This is a genomic window from bacterium SCSIO 12827 (assembly GCA_024397995.1).
Classification (GTDB): domain Bacteria; phylum Pseudomonadota; class Alphaproteobacteria; order Rhodospirillales; family Casp-alpha2; genus UBA1479.
The window spans coordinates 1,967,552-1,986,020 of the sequence record CP073746.1; the positions used below are offsets into that span (position 1 = coordinate 1,967,552).

The window sequence follows — 18,469 nt, forward strand, 5'->3', positions numbered from 1 at the left end:
CGATGCGGCCGCCGTCCCAACAAGTCGGTGACCGACCGTGGCTTAAACCGGGGCCTCGCCAGAGGGCCCCCTATTTACCGGCAATCGCAGAGAGCACCTCTATCGAGAGCGATCCGGCTTCCTGGGTTTCCAGGGCCGCCGTTTTCGCCCCCGCTCCTCCTCAGCCATCGATGGATCACTTTGGTCAAGGGAAGGGCTTGTATCTGAACTTGTTGATGAAGATTCATCCTTCGCTGTGTGCATAGCGTTTTGGGCGTTTCGAGCGGACTGGTGATTCTCCCCACCAATGAAATCGGGGGAGTGAATTTGGTGTTTACGGATACCGTCACTGGTATCAGCCGCCCTCAACATATTTTTAATCGCTTGAGACTCCCGACCGATTCGATCAGCCATGCCCTCGGCCCCCGCCATGGCGAGCGCGGCTGGGTCAGAAATAATTCGCCGATCGATATCGGATAATTCCCGACGCAAAACGCGCAGCGTCGCCCTCAGTTCCCGATCCTCAGCATCACTGCGGATCCGACGCCGCCGAAGTTCCTCATCCGCCTCGACTCGGCGGCGCCGGCGTTCCTCGCCCTCAACCGCGGCAAGCTCCGCCGCCGATCGCTCAAGGTCTACCGCCGCCGTCTCGGCGCGCCGGACCTGATCGACACTCAACCCCTCGTCACCGCGCAACCGCTTTACAGCATCCGCACGTCGCAGACCGTGCTCCATATCGCACAGGCGGGACGCAGCTACCTTCGCACCTAATGGCTCCAAGGCCGAAAGAATGTCGATCCGTGCGTCCTCTCGAAGGCGCTCCGCTGTGTCCCGGCGAACTATGTATTCGGCACCCTGTCGGCGCCACTCCCGCTCACTCAGGCGTCCGTCAGTCAATTTGCGCAACGTCACGTCAAGGCCCGTCAACACGCGTCCGCGCTCCGCGAGCAGCAGTTCGCCTCTGAGTTTCTGTTCCGCCAGTATTACTGCTTTTTCCGATTTCGCACGCCGCCGCTTTGCCTCGCGGAACTCCCGAGACGCCCGCGTCCGTTCGCTCTGGCCCCAGGCCCTGAGGTCGGCTGCGATCGCCTTAGCCTCGGCCCGCAGGCCGTCATCATCGTTATACTCGGCTGTGCTCTCGGGACGTCGCAAAACGTCGTTCGCGCGATGAGACGTGATCACCGCATTCGCCTCACATCGGCGATGTTCAATTGCCGCATCCACATATTGTTCGGCGGCCCTCGCCATCTCACGGGCCGCCTGCCCAACCCGAGGCGACAACGAGGCCGAGGCGCGCGCGGCAAGCTCGACTGGACCGACCAGGCGTCGCAGGTCCTCAGCGATGCCGTCGCGGGCCGCAACAACCTCGCCGGCAAGACGGAACATCATCTCCGCCGTCACGTTGCGCCGCCCCTTAACTGTCACCACGCCCTTGCGTTCCAGAGCCGCCGCCGAGACACCGAGATGCACACCGGGTTGCTTATCGATGCCCATCTTCTCGTAGGACCTGGGATCGTAGCGTCGGCGCATGCCCGCCGCCTCCAATTCGGCGTTCACTGCGTCGGCGAAGCGCTGACGCAACATGGGCAGGAACCCCATTTTCCTGGTCTCCGGCGCCTTGCGGTCGGCAAACCGCCAACCAAATACCGTCGGCTCGGCCGGGCGCTCGCAGTAGACCAGATGCATGTGAAAGTTCCGTGGGTCCGAATGGTCATCCGGACGGTGGACCGTCCCATGCCAGCGGAGCCCGAGATCAGCGAGAACGCCGCCGAAAGCCTCGACGATACGCCGGCGGCCATCAGCGCCGATTTCAGGCTCATAGGGCAGTTCGGCGATGATCACGCCCTGGACACGGCCGTCAGCGCGCTCCCGGCGCTCGACCATATCCCAGAACACCTCACGCTCATCAAAGATCTTCGCGATGTTACCGACCGACGAGCGCGTTCCATCATGCTCCGCAATCTCCACGGCCTCGTCACGCTCGATATACTTCTGACGCCGAGCCGCCGTCCCTGGCCGCTCTCCGCTGGCCTCAGTGACAAGGTGCGACACCCGCGCAAAGGTCGTATCGCGCGGCGCCGGGGTACCGACCGGAACCCACCAGGCACCGCGGTGCCCGGCGACGGAAACTCTCTTGTCGTACTTGGCGCCGGCGGCCCGCAACTCAGGCCCCCGTCCCTTTTCGTCGACGCGCAGATACAGGCGCTCGCCAAGGCGCAGGTCAGGGCGATAGCGCTTCGAGACCGTCTTGTGTGAAAAAATGAAGGTATGCCCGCCCTCAGCCGTCCGGGGGCGGCTCGAAAACAGACCGGGCCGGCGCATATCCGCATAGTGCCGACCGCGCCCAAATACCCTCCAAAGCTTGGCGCCGCGACCTCGGATAATCTGCTCCATCATGTGTTCTTCGGCCTCGTTGAAGCGTCCCATCTTGATACGCTCAAGATCGTCCTCAAATACAGCGTCGAACAGGAACGGATTGCGGGCCATACGGTACCTTTTTGGACGAATTGCGATACGAGCACGGCACTGTTCTGTTTGCCGACACGTGCGACTCAGCAGCGCAGTTCTCATCCACCTAAATAAATAATTCCCTGATGTTCACCCACTTGTCCACGGCGAATTTTCCGCGATTAGGCTGGGTGTTACTGATCAATTGTGCAGCGCAAAATAACCGGGCGCGCCGACCTGATCGGCCAGGAAAACGTGCAAGATTTTTTAAAAGGTAGAGCATTTGTGCTACGAATGCGGTAATGCGCCGTTTTAGGGGCTGAAAAAACTAGAGTGCCCGCAAAAGTTCCGCCAAATTTCACGGGTGTCCAAGTTACGGCTAATCGATTCAAGAAAATTGTGCAGCACAGCAAGTTCCGTTGAACTTAACCCTGGTGACGCACGATCATAGGTTTTGATTACGCATTATAGGCCCTAGGGCCGTCAGGACATCGCCCGTTCCAGGCGAAGTTTCCGCTTTTGCCAGTCAGGCATGACGCGTTCCAAGAGATCGAAGAATGCAGCCCCGTGGTGCGGCTCCTGGATGTGGCAAAGTTCATGGGTGAGGACATAATCAATTGCATCGACCGGCGCTTGGACCAGACGCCGGTTCACCATCAGCCGGGATGCCGGAGACATGGATGCCCACCGACTACGTAGATCCCTGATGACCAATCCCCCGGGTCGGTAAGCATCCGGATTGGGGAACCTTTGGAGGCACACCTCAATACGCTCTCCGAACTTCGCCTGAGCTCGATTGTGGTACCAGGCCGTAACCAGGTCGCGGGTGAGATCCGAGTCCTTTGGGCGTGCACTGAACACCTCAATGAACCCACGTTTTATCTTCACGCTATGCTCGCTCCCGGCACGAACTCTCAGGCGATACTGCCGGCCGAGGTAGAGATGCGTCTCGCCAGAGACGAACCGCCTTTCGGGCGTCCGCGGCATGAATTGAGAGAAGTATCGGCGCTGTTTCAGTATCCAACCCGCGCGCTTTCGAACCTTCTCGCAAATGGCGTCCGAAGTTGCATCTACCGACGCTGTCACGACGACTTTCATGTCAGGCTCAACAGCAATCTCCAGGGTCTTGCGGTCCCGTCGTCGAATGATGAAATCAATGCGCTGATCGCCGAAGAGAATATGGCTGGAGAATCCGCTCATCCGGGGAATCTCGCCCGCGCCAGGCCCATGATTTTCTGCTCCAGGTCGTCCATCGTCTCAACCGAAATATCGAGCCCCTTCGCGTCCCGGAGTTCATCGAAGAAATAGTCATCGATCGCGTTCTTCATCTTGTTCTGGATCACCTCGTTGGACCAGACGTCGACGATATGATGCTCGATGATGATGCGGATAATGACCAAGGCGATTTCCGCCAAATCATCGGGTGGCACACTCTGCCCGCCACTTCCGTTAAGGCTGGATTGAAGAACGCCAAAAAACGCTTCCGCGTGGTCGTTGCCACGGATGGAAACAGGGATGTCCTGTCCCCGCTCCTTGCGCGCGACACTGCCGGCCAGATCGACCACTTTGGACAGGTATTCTTTTTCGGAAATCCGCTTCAAGCGATATTCCCGAATGGTCGCTTCCAGCATCTCGGAGAATTCTTGATAGAAGACAGGGTCCGCTTCCATGCGCTCCGTGATGGCTCGTTTCGTGGCGCTGGCAATTCGGTCCGCCTTCGAGCTTTCCGATAACCCTTTGGCCTCGACAACGGCCTCAAGGGCCTGCGTGTCGTTGATGTTGACCAGATCGATGATCGTCTCTGCCGGCATCGCGATGACATGGTCATCGAGAAGCTTCTGGATCTTGGGTTCAAACTCCTTGATGTCGACGACCTCCTGATAGCGGACCTGGACGGACCGCCGCAGTTCCGAGAGCTGCTTCCAGTCCTGCTTGAACCCCGCCACTTCCTTGTCGCTGTGCACGTCGAACAGCTTGTCTGACGACAGGGCGATGTGCAGGCAGCGGCTGAATGCACGAAGGCGGTCATAAAATTCCCGGCGCTTGGCTTCGTCGCCGAGGAATTGCTCGAAGGCTTCCATATCCTTCTTGTTGGCCACCTGTTTGAACAGGTCCCACAACTGGTCGTGCAGCTGCGGCAGCTTACGTATTTCTTCGCGGATGTCATGGACCGTGCCCACCAGATCGGCGGCATCAAAACTTTCGAAAGCGCTATAGGTCGTGAGCGCCCGATCCAGTTCCCCAAGCAACCCCTCGTAGTCGAGGATAAAACCGAACTGTTTCTCCTTGTTCCCGTCCTCGAACAGGCGGTTCACGCGGGCGATGGCCTGAAGCAGGGTGTGCTCCTTCAGCTGCTTGCAGACGTACAGCACTGTGTTGCGCGGCGCATCGAACCCGGTCAGCAACTTGGAAACGACAATCAGGATTTCCGGATCGCCCGATCCCTTGAAGGAATCGACAATCTGTCGGTTGTATTCCTCTTCCGACGCGAACCGCTTCATCATCCCGTCCCAGAATTTACGGACGACGTCCTTTGACTCCTTATCCACTTCCTCGTTGCCTTCATGGTCGTCGGGCGCCGAAATGACGATCTCGCTGGTCACGTGGCCGATCTCGTCCAAAACCTCCTTGAAACGGATCGCCGCGGCCTTGGACGGCGCCACGAGCTGCGCCTTGAAGCCCGTGCCCTGCCAGTGCTGGCGAAAATGTTCGGAGATGTCGAAGGCCTTGGCGCGGATCGCTTGCTGCGTCTTGGCGAGCGCATCCATACGGGAGAACTTGCGCTTCAGGTCCGCCTTCTGCTCGTCCGTCAATCCCGCGCTGATTTTCTCGAACCACTTGTCGATCACGTCGCCGGTGATCTGCTGTTCGACCAGACGTCCTTCGTAAAGCAACGGCACAACCGCCTCATCGGCAACAGCGTCGTCGATGGTATAGGTGTCGATCAGCTTGCCGAAGGTGGAAAGCGTGTTGCGCTCTTTCTTCAGCAATGGCGTGCCCGTAAAGCCCAGGTAACAGGCGCGGGGCAACAAACGGCGCATCTTGTTGTGGAAGGTTCCGTATCCGCCGTAACGGCCTGTCTGGCTGCGATGGCTTTCATCGATCAGGACAAAAAGGTTCGGGTCTTCGTCAGAGAATTTGCCGGCCCGCAAGGCCGTGTCGAATTTATTGATGATGGTCGTCACCAGGGGCGTCTTGTCACGGATCAGGTCCAAAAGATTGCTGCCGCTTGTCGCGCGCACCGGCTCCATCTCGCAGGCCTTGAAGGTTCCCTTGATCTGTCTGTCCAGGTCGTCACGGTCGGTGACGATGATGATGCGTGGATTTTTGATGTCCCGGTCCATGGCGAGTGCGCGGCCGAGCATGACCATCGTCAGGGACTTGCCGGAGCCCTGCGTATGCCAGATCACGCCCCCCTGCCGGACACCACCGGCGCCGAGTTGCTTCACCCGCTCGATGGCCTTGCGGACGCCTAAATACTGCTGATGGCGGGCGATTTTGCGCTCACCACCATCAAACACCGTGAAACGACGTACCAGATCCAACAGCCGTTCCGGCCGGCAAAGCGCATAAATGGTGCGATCCTGATCGGTGATGGCGCGGTCGCCTTCTGCCGTCAGAGCATCGAAATAAGCCTTGGCGCTGGCAAACTCCCCATCGAACACGGCCTGTTCCTCCGCCAACCCCATGGGCTGGTTGACCAGGCCCGACAACGGGACGTCCGCGGCGTCATGCGCCATGTCCTCAAGGGCATCGGCAAACGTGTCCCGCTCATTCTCCGTCAAGCCTCGCGCCGTCAGCGGCGTCAGCTGGGCATCGCTGCCCCCCTCCTCCCGCCAGACCTGCCAGAACTTCGCCGGCGTGCCGACGGTGGCGTAACGCGCCGCCTTCCGATTCATGGTCATCAAAAGCTGCGCGTAATGGAACAGATGCGGGATGTTGTCTTCGCCCTGATACTGGATCAGCTGGCTCTGCGCCTTTTTCAGGCCCACCGTCGGCCGTTTGTTCTCAATGACGACGAAAGGAATACCGTTGACGAAACAGACGATGTCAAGCCGCCGGGTCTGCGTGCTGGCCGTGCGTTCGACCACCATCTCCGCCGTCACGTGATAAACGTTGTTCTCCGGGTTCTCCCAATCCACATAGCGGAATGAATAGCTCTTGCTGTCGCCATCAATGCTCTTGGTGATGGTCGTGCCCAGGACCAGAAGGTCGTAAATGTCCTGGTTGGTGCCGCGCAGGCCTTTCAGCTTGTCCGGCGTGGGCTTCAGGCGGCGGACTGCCTCGTGCGCGTCTTCCAGATCGAATGGATACGCGCGGCCCCGGTGATGGAAACGGTTTAGGTTGAGCACCTGATCGATGAGAACATCATCCAGCACCACATTGCGCAACCGCCCGCCCCGCAGCTTTTCCGCCTGTGCCTGCGACAGCGGCTGATAGCCGAGCGCCACCAGGAGCTGGATGGCCGGGATCTGAGACTGATGCTTCTCTGCTGGGTCAAAGCCTTGAGAACTCATATGCCTTCCACAACAGCTTTGACGAACTTGGCAATTTCCCTTTTGGCTATTCCGTTCGTCACATTTGCATGACAGTACTTTGCACAGCGTGTTTCGCGTCCGGTTTTTTGGCTCCGCTTGAATGCGTGGACGTCGTATCGATTGCCTGCCTTCTTCGATTGTTCGAAGCGATAACTGTATGCTCCATTGCGGCCAACAAAATCACCGTTAGCCTCGACAGTCCAATATCCAGGATAATTTAGCTTCTCCAGCTCACGGCGCATTTCAAGAGCCGACTGATACCTCTCCCTATGATCGGGATGCGTTGCTTTATGGATGATTCTCCTCAGCCGCGAAGGGACGTATGCTGGGAAGTCGGTCGTTGAAATCAGGTTGGCTTGCGCTACTGCGTTGTAATACGCCTGCTCTCCAAGCGCGTTAAACTTCTGCCTAAGGGTATCAAGCCCCACAGCCATACGAAAAAGCGTAAGCCCCGTCTGAAAAACATCCGTCTGCGCTGTAATTGCGTTCGCGTTAAGCACCTCGGGAGCAGCATGAATTTTATAAAAATTCGGGGGGGGGACCGGCGCTCCGCCTTGTGTAACACCGACAATTCCGTAGTCGGTGAGCATACCCTGTCCTTGCGGACCTAAGAGCACATTTTCTGGCTTCACATCATTATGAATGAAGTCATGTCCATGAAGATATTCGAGGCCACGCAGGATATCCTGGCCAACCCTGATGATCTCAGGAAGGGGAAGATAGAGTGATGGATTGGCAAGCTTTATGACCGGGCCATTGGGCATATAGTCCATTGCGATGATGACATAGTCATGCTGGCCGAGGCGGGTAATGTCGGCTTGGTGCACACGGACGACGTTGTTATGGTTGAGGCCGTGCCCAATTTGCGCCTCACGGAGCCGATGGTGAACGGGTATGCCTGGTTTCAGTATCTTTATTGCGTATTCATGGCCGACGGCTTGATCATCGGCGAGCCAGACCTCGCCAAAGCTGCCACTGCCAATGCGATGACGAAGGCGGTATTTGTAAAGCTGGTTGCCTGGTAATAGCTGCGCTATGGGAGACGGATGTGGCATTAAGTGCGCGCTCCGTTCCATGCCGCGATCACGGCATCGGCCATCTTGGTATCCCAGTATTTCACCGTCCGGCCCACACGCTGCTCCGCATGGCATTTCACGTCTGCGCTTCGTGTTGCGAGCGATGCATAGATTTTGACTGTGACCGGTAGAGTTTTCTGTCGACAGAACAGCAATACGGCACCTTCGAGATAAGCGGACTCCCGCTTGGCTTTGCTATCGCTCTGTGTGTACTCATTTGTCTTTATGCAAACCTTCGAGATGTCCTGATTTTCATGCAGAACTCGCTCCAACTCTCTATAGAGCCAGTCAACCTTTTCATCCGGCTCCGTCACATTGGCGGGGTAGGACAAGCGTGACTCAGCATCGGCATTGAGCAGCGTGAAGTCTGTACCGTCGTAGTCGATCAGTGCATATCGGGTTTTCTTCGGATCAACCCGAATTCCCAGGACTTTCATCCGACTGCCTCCTTCTGGGCCTCACTCGTTACACGCCATTCTCCGGTCAGGAGCTTCTGCATCAGGCCACGCTTTTGGCGTGTGAGGGTTTCGATCTGTTTATCGAGAAGATTCAGCTCATCCTTCATCGCTGTAAGCGCCCGACCGATTTGCCGCTGCTCATTGAGCGGCGGCACGGGAACTCGGCAGCCAAAGAAATCTTCTGCGTTCAAATTCAAAAGCCCATCGTTGCGGACGCCTGAATTAATTAGACGTGAAAGCTGGTGGTTGAGCGCCCCTGCCGCGAGGAGATGTTCATAGAACCCGTGGTCGAGTTCCGGCTTCAGCGCAAAGCAGAAATAGACAAACGGCACGAGTGCGCTTGGACGATCGAGTTTGAAGATACAGCCGTAGGGAGCTGTAAGAGAGTTGCCCTTGTTGTAGGCGAACTCACCCTGATGCAGCACGATGTAACGATCTACGCTGCGGCCCGCCATATCGCGACTGAACTTGTCCGACTGCATAAGAAATCCGGACTTCGCCGAGATAGTCATGACAGGGTGGTCATCACCCCCATTCTGGCGGCGGATGCGAGTAGATATTGAGGAAAGTGGCCGCATCTCCCAGCGCTCCAGAAAAACTCCGCCGCGCCCCATCAACTGTTGCGTATAGCCAGCTAACTGCCGTTCCTTCGCCGCCCGCAGCGCTTCCAGCTTTTCGATGGCCTCGTCCCATGTGCGGAGGATTTCCGCGATCTTGCATTGTTCTGGAAGTGGTGGGAGAGAAAAACAGAACTGAGACAGCGTATTCTGGCTGAGGTTGTTGATGCTCGAGCCTCCGCCCATCTTATGAAGATGCTCTTTGAACAACGGCGACCGGACCAGCTTCGACGCAAAGCTGTGGTCGATTTCGTCTGACTTGACGCGCCCCCTGATCGTAAACCCCGAAAACGAAATCGGCTCGGCTATCCCGCTGATCAATACGCAGCGACCGATCAGGGCCTTATTGCCGTTGGAGCGTACGAAAAGCAGGTCATCGTTTTCGAGAAGGTCATCAGGGTTGACCTTCCCATTGAGTGTGATTGATTGGGTCTCGGAGAAATCGTTGAGCACTTCTTTGTCTTTGAAATCGCCGACTCCAATGACCTTAACCTGTTCACCCTGCGATGCCTGTGTGAAGTTCATCCCATTTCGAAACTCTAGAAGGTCAGCAAGGGATTTGCGTTTCCATCCCTCAAGCATCGCCGCCCCCCTTTTTCCGATCTTTTGACGTTTCGGCGATGCGTTCCAGTTCCTCGATATCGTCGGCTTGCTCGGCGGCGATCCGCTCCGCCTCCTTCCGCTTGGCGTCGAATTCCGCATAACGCTGATGCGCAATCCGTCCGGCATCCGCAGCCGATATGCTGCCGGCGTTGCGCAATAGCGGCAGGTCGTTCGATTGCAGGAAGGTGTCGAGGACGCCCTCCCATTCGCTCAGCTTCATCGTCTCGCGGCGCCGGGCGCGGAGCTCCGCTGTATCGAGGAACATCGTGACAATGAGGTTGAGGTCCTTGATCTCGGCTTCGCCGAGATAGTTCTTGGCCGTGGAAACGTCACCCTTGCGGACCCGGGCGCCTTTCCATGTGGTCAGCCCCATATTGGGCTCGTTCGAGTTCGCGCGTGTTGCAATAAGCTCCGCTGCCGTGTGGCTGGTGATCGCGTGGAGCATCTTGTTCTGAATTTTTGCGTAGAACTCGGTCGCCACGCGGGACTTGGGGTCATAGTCCTCGCTCAACGCCAGAAGGTCGCGGACCTTCTGGTAGAAGCGCGCTTCCGATGCCCGGATGTCCCGGATGCGCTCAAGAAGCTCGTCGAAATAGTCCCAGGCCGGGTCCTTGAGGCGCTCGTCGTTCATAACGAAGCCCTTGACCAGATACTCCTTCAGGGCCGTCGTCGCCCAACGGCGGAACTGCGTGCCGCGCGGCGAGCGCACGCGATAGCCCACCGCCAGAATGACATCGAGATTATAATGCTTCAGGTTCCGCTTGACTTGGCGTGCGCCTTCCATGCGAACTTGTAAGAGATTGTTACAAGTTGCCGCCTCGGACAGCTCATCCTCATCGTATATCGTGCGGACAAGCTGGGTGATGGCCTGCGGTGTGGTCTGGAACAGGTCCGCCATCTGGGCTTGCGTCAGCCAGACCGTGCCGTCGACCGCCCGGAGCTCGATCCTCGCCGCCCCGTCCTCGGTGGTATAGAGGATCAGCTCGCCTTCAGACATCGACACCTAGCTCCTTCAGGTAGCCCTCCATCTTCGCCCGCACGTCAGCGAGTTCCTGTTCCAGGCCGTCGATTTCCTTCTGCACGGCGGCGATGTCGATTTCCTCCTCCGGCTCGAAGGTGTCGACATAACGGGGAATGTTCAGGTTGAAGCCGTTCTCAGCGATTTCTTCCGGCGTTGCTTGGTGGGAATACTTGTCGATCACCGCGCGGGTTCGGTGGGTTTCCACCACCTTGTCCGTATGGGCGTCGTCCATCACGTTCTGGGTCTTACCGGGCGTGAATTCCTTGCTGGCGTCGATGAACAGAACGTCCTTGCGGTCTTCGTTGGCGCCGCCCTGTTCGCGCGAACGGTCGAAGACCAGGATGGCGACGGGAATGCCCGTCGTGGTGAACAGATTAGCCGGTAGACCGATGACGGCATCGAGCAGATTTTCCTCGATCAGCGCCTGACGGATTTTGCCCTCCGCCCCGCCCCGGAACAGCACACCATGGGGCACGATGACGGCGACGCGGCCGCTCTGGCGCTTGGCGATTTCGATCATATGGGTGATGAAGGCGTAGTCGCCCTTGGACTTGGGCGGGACGCCGCGCCAGAACCGCTCATACTGGTCATCAGCCGCGTTTTCCGCCCCCCATTTATCAAGGGAGAACGGCGGGTTGGCGACGACCACGTCGAACTTCATCAAATGATCGCCCTCGATCAGGGTCGGATTGTTCAGCGTGTCGCACCATTCGATGCGTGCTGCATCCTTGGAATGGAGAAACATATTCATGCGGGCGAGCGCCCAGGTGGCACCGTTCACTTCCTGGCCATAGAGGGCATAGTTGTCGGAGCCCACTTCCTCCGCCGCGCGAATCAAGAGCGAGCCCGATCCGCAGGCCGGATCGCAGATGGTGTTCCCCGGTTGCGGATTGGCAAGCCGGGCCAGCAGGCGCGAAACGGGGGCCGGCGTATAGAACTCACCGGCCTTTTTGCCGGCGTCGGAGGCGAAGCGGGAGATCAGGTAGATATAGCATTCGCCGATGATGTCTTCCGTCACCCGCGACGGGCGCAGGTCCAGGGCCGGCTTGGCGAAGTCCTCCAACATGTTCTTGAGCCGGCGGTTGCGGTCCTTGGCGCGGCCCAGATTGGCTTCGGAATTGAAATCGATGTTGCGGAATACGCCTTCCAATTTGGTGCGGTTGGTGTCTTCTATCTTTTCCAAGGCGATGTTGATGAGCTCGCCGATATTGGCTTCGGTGCTCTGTTCATAAAGGTCATAGAAGCTCGCCCCCTCGGGCAGGACGAAGCGCTCGCGCTCCAGCCGCCGGCGGATGCGGGCATCGTCCTCGGCAAACTGCTTGCGGTACTTTTCCAGGTGGTCGTTCCAGAGATCGGAGATATATTTCAGGAACAGCATCACCAGGATGTAGTCCTTGTACTGTGCCGGATCGACGGCCCCGCGGAACGTGTCGCAAGCGGCCCAAGCGGCCTGATTGACCTGGTTTTGCGTGATCTGATCGGTCATCTCGGGTTTGTTCCTTTTTCCCCCGCGCTCGCGTTCCGCGCGCAGTCTAGCAAAATTTTTCGCATCATCAGACGCCGGGTTTCAACCAACCGCTCCGACAGCGCCCTCTCTTGTTCAGCAAGTGCGTCGATGGCAACGACGGCTTGCTGGGTCTTCAGGTCCGGGACATCGATTTCAAGGGCTCCCAGGCTGGATTTCGGCACCATGCGAAGGCTTGTGCCTTGAGCGTCTTGCTCAAAATGGCGCTGTGCAGGGGCTTGGTTGATCGCCCAGGCAAGATACTGAGGCAGGATGACATTCCGGTGCGGACGCAGGATCATCAGGGGCGACAACGCCACGGCCGGTTCCGCGAACCGGCGGTCCAACGCCGTTGCCGTGGTTCGCTCGCCCCGAGACCGGAACAGGACATCACCTTCCCGAACCATGTATCGGCCCGAAATTTCACCCAGGGAATAGCGCCCGAGATCTCGGGCGCTGATCTCTCCGTCAGATGCGATATCGCGTAGCCTGATACCCCGCAGGCCGCCGGAAGGCGCAAAATCGAGCGCACCGCGATGGGTGTAGCCAAGCTGGATTTCCGTGATGCCATCAAGGCGCATTATATTTCTCTGTAGCATGCTCTACTGCACGATAATCTCTTGAGCGCCGTCATGCAATAAATTATTTCAGTAGACACGCCTACTGTATAATTGGAGCAGCCCAATGTCGGAATTCGCTGCCCTCGTCGCCAGAATTACTCGTGAAATCAACTCCACCAGAAGGGCGATGCCACCAACCCTCGCGGTACAGCCCGCCCTCCCCGACCGTCCGATCCGAGCGACAGAGCTAATTACCCACAACGGCTGGAAATACCGGGCGCTGATACCAGGCGTTATTCACGCCTGGCCAGATGACCGGGATTTTTACGAAGGTGTCCTGGCCCTCTGGCATGCCGTCCTCGCCGCACCGGCTAGGCGTTTGGTGGACGCCTTCCGCACAGGCCTCGGCCCCATCCTAACTGGCGCTATCGTCGTCACTGGTCGCTCCGTGAGTTTAGACAAGCCCCTGACGGTTATGGCCGATGCCATCACGAACTATTTCGATTTCGATGAACCGGAAATTCTGGGCCAGTTCTGCCCGGTGCTTAGCCTTTCCGCCACCACACCGGTCGAGAGCTTCCTCAAAGAGGTGATGCGCTGCTACCGCTATAATGGGCAGCTATCGGAAGAAGAATACCAACTTGCCGAAACGGAGATGTATTCCGACGCGGAGCCGAGATCCGCAGAATTCCCTCCCGGACGCCTCGACAATATCGGAGAGGTCATTACAAGGCCGGGCGGCGCGGACAAAAAAGCCTTTAGGATCTGGATTGCTGCCGGCGAGATCCTGGCTGAGGATCATCCTCGGTTCAAGGTTGAGCCACGGATGATCGAACCCGCCACCCGCTGGCCGGAATCCCTGAAAGCGACCTGACCAAGCCCGCAGTGCGGCGTTAACTGAAAGTGCTTTTCTTGGATGAGCCGCCCCGTCGCTTGACCCTTGGTTTGAGGTCGACGAATTGGGAGGCAAAGTAGGCCTCGACATCAGCTCTCATGTAGACTGAGTTTTTGCCGATCAGCATGTAACGTGGCCCCTCCCCGCGCGACGCAAGGTAGGCCAGGGTGTTGTAAGAGATCGGGTACTGCGCCGCGACCTCTTTACGGGTTAGATAATCAGGCATGACAACGGACTGTCGGCTTAATTGCAGCACCGCCTTCATTCATCCGATTGGAATTCATTTGAACCCAAAACCCACCATTGATTCTAATATCAAACTATCCTATAAGGTCAATATTAGCAATGATAACTGGATAAATGATGTCCACTGCCACCGTTCAGCTTCAAAATGGGAAGCGGCTCTCCTTGCGGGGCCTAAGAGGCGCTTGCAGGCTTTTTGCCGGAGTCAAAGCGGTCGCTGGTCAGTGCGAAGTGCACTATTCGGCATTGGGTAAATGGCTCAAGGGAGAGCCGGCGCTTGCGCAGGCAAAAGCCGACGCTGTGCTAAACGCCTTGCGCCTGCCAAATGGAGAACCAGTTTCTAACGAAGTTATCGTTTGGTCCTTCAAAGTCTATTGGGATGACATCCAGGGTGCGATGAAGCTGTATTTTCCCGATGGGGCCGAAGTGGTGCGGACGCCCTGGTCAAGGCCAGGACTGAACAATGCCTCGAAATTCCTTCGATACCTCAACAGCGGTTTAGAAGACCCGCCGGAGCTGTTTCTGATTAGCGACGGTCGAACCCGTGCCGTCTTTCGGCAGGCACCAGGATTTTTGGTTTATGAAGACCAACTGGGTGACGGGTTCCGAATGCGTGGCAGATCGACCAAAGACTGCCAGTTCCGAGTAGGCCCACGCAAGGACGCCTGGTTTACCGGAACAATTACCCCGCAAATGTTCGACGAAGCTTTTGCAAGTCGGTTTATTGGTTGGGACGAAGTAGCCAGAACCGCAGAGGACAATGGCATTGACTCGAATGCCGTGTACGAATGGCTGCAGTCAAAAAAGCACCAAACTTAAACTAAAGCCAGTTAGCTGAAATAGGTCATTTTCAATGGATATATTCTCAGGGAAAAGGGCAGTTGTTCGACAAAAACTGCTTCCTCGCCATCCGTCTATTCCCCTGTTCCTGAACCCTGGCCGACAGATTTCCCAACTACCTGTGTGGCCCCTGTTAAAGGGACAAGATCAGGTCTTTCGCGCACCGTCAATCAGCCGACGACGCTCGTCTTCGGTGATAAAATGGCGTCATACCTTAGGCTGAAGCGCTTGCCTTCCGGGCTCGTCTCAACCCCACAAAACGGCGCGTCTTCGTAGCTGCACGCCTGAGAAATTCGATCTCGGAAGCTGTCAGCATCCGGGACCCGGGCAAGGTAGCTACTTTCGGGTCCGGCAAGCTCGCCGAAGCCATGACCGAATTGGCCTTACCACCAGTTTTCGAGGCTGTCGCCATGCTTCTCTCTCAAGCCGACGGTTGTATCGAGCAGGGTGCGAGCATAGTCCCGCCCCTGGACGAGGTCAACGCGGTGACAGCCGGCCCCGGAGGCCATCTTGCCAGGCCCTGCTGCCAAGGCTTACGCTACGCTCCAGCCTGAACAGCAGGGCGTAAACCCGCGCCGAACTCTCTCGTAGGCGTTGGACCACTTAGCGGGGGTAAGTCAGGGCAGCCCGCCTAAGACTCAAAGAAAAATGTCTTTATTTGGCTGTGTGACGTGGTTAAAGGCGAACGCTCCTGACCGCATAGATAGACCGACCCGCAAAGGCGGCATGCCCGTCTGGGCCAGTGAGCATCTGCACCTGCTGATTTCTGTGCTGACTACCTTCACGCCAGCTGCTTGTTCCTTCGGATGGCGCGTTCCATTTGACCTGAGCCCCATTTTCTCCTCCAAAAATGTGTAGAGTCCATCAACCTTGAGAGGAGATGGACATGAAGGCATGCCAATGGTGGATATGGCAGCAACTGAGATCATAAATAAAATTATTACTCAGATAAATTATCGGGAATTTTTATTACTATTTCACACCCGCCATTTTTCCCATCTCTAACAAAAATACTCCCCTCGTGATTTTGTATGATTTTATAACAAATCGCCATTCCCAGCCCTGTTCCCGCCCCCACCGGTTTGGTCGTAAAAAATGGCTCAAAGATCCTGTCCCTGATTTCCTCGGGAATACCCGGACCAGTGTCACTAACGGTAATCTCAAATTGGCCCTTAACGCGGCGTGTCGAGACCTTGATTTCCCCTTCCCCTTCAATCGCATCAATCGCGTTTGCCAATACGTTCATGACGACCTGATTCAGCGTCCCTGGATAGCACGACAAGACATTATCCTTGGCATAATCCGTCGTGATATTGATTCTGTCCTTACATCGATGTCGGATTAAATAAATTGTCGACTCAATGTTTTCCTTCATATCAACCGTTTTGAATTCACCCTCATCTAATCGAGAAAATGTTCTTAGCTTTATAACGATGTCATGCACCCTCTCAAGGCCACCATGGATTTCGGTCAAGCGAAGAAGCGCCTTATCCCACTTCTTTCGCCCGTCATCGCTCATGGCGGGTTCCACCTCGGGCATAATCTTCCTGAGCCGGTCCTCCACCGTTTTTGCGTGGTTCATCACGAAGGATAAGGGGTTATTGATTTCATGCGCGATCCCCGCAACCAACTCACCAAGAGACGCCATTTTTGCGGTCTGAACGAGTTGCCCTTGCGTCTCTTTGAGCTCACGATTGGTCGCTTCCAACGCTTTATTCGCCAGTTCGAGATGCTCTGCAAGTTCCGCTTTTTCCTGGGCAGCTTCGCGGGCCGCGCGTTCGCGCAGTATCTCTAATTCCTTATTCCGGAATTCCGTCATGATGCGTTCATGCTCATCCTGCAGGAATTTTCGCCGGAGAAGGGCTCGTATTCTTGCCTTGATGATGTTGACATCATTTGCTTTGCTAACGAAATCATCCGCCCCTGCCTCCAGGGCACGCATCATTTCATCGTTAGAGTCCTGACCCGTCACCATCAAAAGAGGGAAAGACAGCCCCGCATTTTGACGGAATCCATCAAGTCTTTTGCATAATTCAATCCCGTCGATTCCCGGCATGACCAGATCGACGATGATGCAATCAAAGAATTCCTTGTTAACTTCGGAAATGGCGTCTTCACCAGACAAGGCGGTTGCAACGCTATAACCCTCTTGTTCTAACGCATCCTGAAGGAATGCCAGGTAAGTCCGGCTATCATCGACCAGCAATATACGCGCCTTCCGGAACCGCTCGCCTGTGCGCCATCCCTGCGCCGTCCATTTTCCACGGTTGCGCAACAACGCGTGAATACGGGCCAGCATCGCATCCGCATCCATCGATTTCGAAATGTGATCATCGGCCCCGCTTTCCAGCCCCTGGAGTTCGATTTCACCTTTCGTATCTTCGGTCATCATCAACAAAGGGGTGGATTCAGTCCCAGGATTCATACGGATATGGCGACAAAATTCATCGCCCTCCATTCCCGGCAAATGATAATCCACCATGATCAAGTCGGGCTGATACGAGGCGAGGCGATCAAGTCCATTTTCGGCGCTCGCCTCACGTTCGACGGAAAACCCCTCCTGTTCCAGGATTGCCGTAACACGCAGGGCTTGCGTATCCGAGTCCTCGATAAGAAGGATATTGTGTGTTTTATCCATTATCGGATCATCCCCATCGTCGCGGTCAGTTCTTTTAACCGCGGTCCAATTTTTGGCAGTGGCAGTTGCTCGCAAACTGCACCTAAACTGGCGGCCACTTTAGGCATGCCGTAAACCACGGCCGTCGATTCATGCTCTGCGATCGTGAAGCCTCCAGCGTGTCGGATCGCGGCCAACCCTTCGGCCCCATCGTCTCCCATGCCAGTCAAAAGAACCCCAATGCCATTGCGCCCATGCGACGCCGCCATCGACTTTAAGAGAACGGTCCCTGCGGGCCTTTGACCTGATACCGGGGGCATTTGGTTCACCTTGGCTCTTAATCCATTGATCTCGAGATGATGATCCGCGGCAGCTAGATAAATCACACCTGGTGAAAGGGGTTCGCTGTCACTTACAACGCGGGCTTCAAACCCTGTCGTAGCGGATAGCCACGATGAAAAGCCTCCTAAAAAGCTTGCTGTTATGTGCTGCACCATCGCGATCGGCAAAGGGAAACTGGGCGTAAGGTGTTTCAGTATTTCAACAAGCGCATTAGGCCCCCCGGTTGACGCGACAAGCCCTAAAACTCGGTACCCCCCCTGGCCAGACAAATGCCGCGTTTGCGGAGGCCGGATAGGCGCAGACGCCGAACGTGAAATGATGGGTGAGCGTTGGCGTACCAGCTTTACATCGCTCATTAAAATGAGACTGCGGCACATGCGTTCCGCGATTTTGTCGTAATCCTTATTCGTAACGCCAACCGGTTTTTCCACCACGGCAAGCGCGCCCGCACGTAACGCGTTCATGGAAATTCCAAGATCCTCATCTTCTACATTGGCGGAGACGACGACAATCGGCGTTGGGTGACGCCTCATTATTGTCCGCGTCAGCTCGAAACCGTTCATACCCGGAAGTCGAATATCCACTGAGATCACGTCCGGCTTAACGGAGGCTATATCGCTCAGGGCCTCTTCACCCGTGCGATATAAACCGACCAATTCCAGCCGAGGATCGCTCCGAATGATGTGTTCAAGAAGAACTTGAACCACCCTTTCATCTTCCACAATCAT

Annotated in this window: 14 protein-coding genes; 2 read left to right on the top strand and 12 right to left on the bottom strand. The window is 56.6% G+C overall.

Annotated features, from left to right (window positions below; translation table 11 throughout):
* Positions 1 to 99 precede the first annotated feature (99 nt).
* The 9 genes from KFF05_09330 to KFF05_09370 all read right to left on the bottom strand — a co-directional run bounded on the left by KFF05_09330 (position 100) and on the right by KFF05_09370 (position 12,825).
* Complete coding sequence (locus KFF05_09330; GenBank protein ID UTW50183.1) at positions 100 to 2,466, bottom strand: MobA/MobL family protein; 2,367 nt, start codon at positions 2,464 to 2,466, stop codon at positions 100 to 102.
* Positions 2,467 to 2,910: 444 nt separating this feature from the next.
* The gene (locus KFF05_09335) at positions 2,911 to 3,627 is read right to left on the bottom strand and encodes a M48 family metallopeptidase (protein ID UTW50184.1); all 717 of its coding nucleotides are present in this window, start codon (positions 3,625 to 3,627) and stop codon (positions 2,911 to 2,913) included.
* A complete protein-coding gene (locus KFF05_09340) occupies positions 3,624 to 6,944 on the bottom strand; it encodes an HsdR family type I site-specific deoxyribonuclease (GenBank protein UTW50185.1) in 3,321 nt (1,106 codons plus the stop codon). The genes KFF05_09335 and KFF05_09340 overlap by 4 nt, the downstream gene beginning before the upstream one ends.
* Positions 6,941 to 8,020: a serine/threonine protein kinase gene (locus KFF05_09345; GenBank protein UTW50186.1), complete on the bottom strand. Its 1,080-nt coding sequence runs from the start codon at positions 8,018 to 8,020 to the stop codon at positions 6,941 to 6,943. The genes KFF05_09340 and KFF05_09345 overlap by 4 nt, the downstream gene beginning before the upstream one ends.
* Positions 8,020 to 8,478, bottom strand: coding sequence for a hypothetical protein (locus KFF05_09350; protein UTW50187.1), 459 nt, complete (start codon positions 8,476 to 8,478; stop codon positions 8,020 to 8,022). The genes KFF05_09345 and KFF05_09350 overlap by 1 nt, the downstream gene beginning before the upstream one ends.
* The gene (locus KFF05_09355; GenBank protein ID UTW50188.1) at positions 8,475 to 9,698 is read right to left on the bottom strand and encodes a restriction endonuclease subunit S; all 1,224 of its coding nucleotides are present in this window, start codon (positions 9,696 to 9,698) and stop codon (positions 8,475 to 8,477) included. The genes KFF05_09350 and KFF05_09355 overlap by 4 nt, the downstream gene beginning before the upstream one ends.
* On the bottom strand, positions 9,691 to 10,716 hold the full coding sequence (locus KFF05_09360) for a virulence RhuM family protein (protein UTW50189.1): 1,026 nt from the start codon (positions 10,714 to 10,716) through the stop codon (positions 9,691 to 9,693). The genes KFF05_09355 and KFF05_09360 overlap by 8 nt, the downstream gene beginning before the upstream one ends.
* Positions 10,709 to 12,226, bottom strand: a complete 1,518-nt coding sequence (locus KFF05_09365) for a type I restriction-modification system subunit M (GenBank protein UTW50190.1) — start codon at positions 12,224 to 12,226, stop codon at positions 10,709 to 10,711. Before KFF05_09365 ends, KFF05_09360 begins: the two co-directional genes overlap by 8 nt.
* A complete protein-coding gene (locus tag KFF05_09370; protein UTW50191.1) occupies positions 12,223 to 12,825 on the bottom strand; it encodes a restriction endonuclease subunit S in 603 nt (200 codons plus the stop codon). The genes KFF05_09365 and KFF05_09370 overlap by 4 nt, the downstream gene beginning before the upstream one ends.
* Positions 12,826 to 12,928: 103 nt before the next feature.
* On the opposite strand from KFF05_09370, the gene KFF05_09375 reads away from it, so the two are divergent.
* Positions 12,929 to 13,678 carry a hypothetical protein gene (locus tag KFF05_09375; GenBank protein UTW50192.1) on the top strand — a complete coding sequence of 250 codons (750 nt, stop codon included), beginning with the start codon at positions 12,929 to 12,931 and terminating at the stop codon, positions 13,676 to 13,678.
* Positions 13,679 to 13,697: 19 nt separating this feature from the next.
* On the opposite strand, the gene KFF05_09380 is transcribed toward KFF05_09375, so the two are convergent.
* Complete coding sequence (locus tag KFF05_09380; GenBank protein ID UTW50193.1) at positions 13,698 to 13,964, bottom strand: helix-turn-helix domain-containing protein; 267 nt, start codon at positions 13,962 to 13,964, stop codon at positions 13,698 to 13,700.
* Positions 13,965 to 14,059: 95 nt separating this feature from the next.
* Between KFF05_09380 and KFF05_09385 the strand changes: the two genes are divergently transcribed.
* Positions 14,060 to 14,761, top strand: a complete 702-nt coding sequence (locus KFF05_09385) for a hypothetical protein (GenBank protein UTW50194.1) — start codon at positions 14,060 to 14,062, stop codon at positions 14,759 to 14,761.
* A 961-nt stretch (positions 14,762 to 15,722) separates the two neighbouring features.
* Here the strand turns inward: KFF05_09385 and KFF05_09390 are convergent.
* Positions 15,723 to 17,420, bottom strand: a complete 1,698-nt coding sequence (locus KFF05_09390; protein UTW50195.1) for a response regulator — start codon at positions 17,418 to 17,420, stop codon at positions 15,723 to 15,725.
* Positions 17,420 to 18,469, bottom strand: a complete 1,050-nt coding sequence (locus KFF05_09395; GenBank protein UTW53657.1) for a response regulator — start codon at positions 18,467 to 18,469, stop codon at positions 17,420 to 17,422. The genes KFF05_09390 and KFF05_09395 overlap by 1 nt, the downstream gene beginning before the upstream one ends.

Bases quoted from the DNA above. Each gene is read 5' to 3' on its own strand.
- KFF05_09330 (UTW50183.1), bottom strand. From the start codon at position 2,466: ATGGCCCGCAATCCGTTCCTGTTCGACGCTGTATTTGAGGACGATCTT.
- KFF05_09335 (UTW50184.1), bottom strand. From the start codon at position 3,627: ATGAGCGGATTCTCCAGCCATATTCTCTTCGGCGATCAGCGCATTGAT.
- KFF05_09340 (UTW50185.1), bottom strand. From the start codon at position 6,944: ATGAGTTCTCAAGGCTTTGACCCAGCAGAGAAGCATCAGTCTCAGATC.
- KFF05_09345 (UTW50186.1), bottom strand. From the start codon at position 8,020: ATGCCACATCCGTCTCCCATAGCGCAGCTATTACCAGGCAACCAGCTT.
- KFF05_09350 (UTW50187.1), bottom strand. From the start codon at position 8,478: ATGAAAGTCCTGGGAATTCGGGTTGATCCGAAGAAAACCCGATATGCA.
- KFF05_09355 (UTW50188.1), bottom strand. From the start codon at position 9,698: ATGCTTGAGGGATGGAAACGCAAATCCCTTGCTGACCTTCTAGAGTTT.
- KFF05_09360 (UTW50189.1), bottom strand. From the start codon at position 10,716: ATGTCTGAAGGCGAGCTGATCCTCTATACCACCGAGGACGGGGCGGCG.
- KFF05_09365 (UTW50190.1), bottom strand. From the start codon at position 12,226: ATGACCGATCAGATCACGCAAAACCAGGTCAATCAGGCCGCTTGGGCC.
- KFF05_09370 (UTW50191.1), bottom strand. From the start codon at position 12,825: ATGCGCCTTGATGGCATCACGGAAATCCAGCTTGGCTACACCCATCGC.
- KFF05_09375 (UTW50192.1), top strand. From the start codon at position 12,929: ATGTCGGAATTCGCTGCCCTCGTCGCCAGAATTACTCGTGAAATCAAC.
- KFF05_09380 (UTW50193.1), bottom strand. From the start codon at position 13,964: ATGAAGGCGGTGCTGCAATTAAGCCGACAGTCCGTTGTCATGCCTGAT.
- KFF05_09385 (UTW50194.1), top strand. From the start codon at position 14,060: ATGATGTCCACTGCCACCGTTCAGCTTCAAAATGGGAAGCGGCTCTCC.
- KFF05_09390 (UTW50195.1), bottom strand. From the start codon at position 17,420: ATGGATAAAACACACAATATCCTTCTTATCGAGGACTCGGATACGCAA.
- KFF05_09395 (UTW53657.1), bottom strand. From the start codon at position 18,469: ATGATTGTGGAAGATGAAAGGGTGGTTCAAGTTCTTCTTGAACACATC.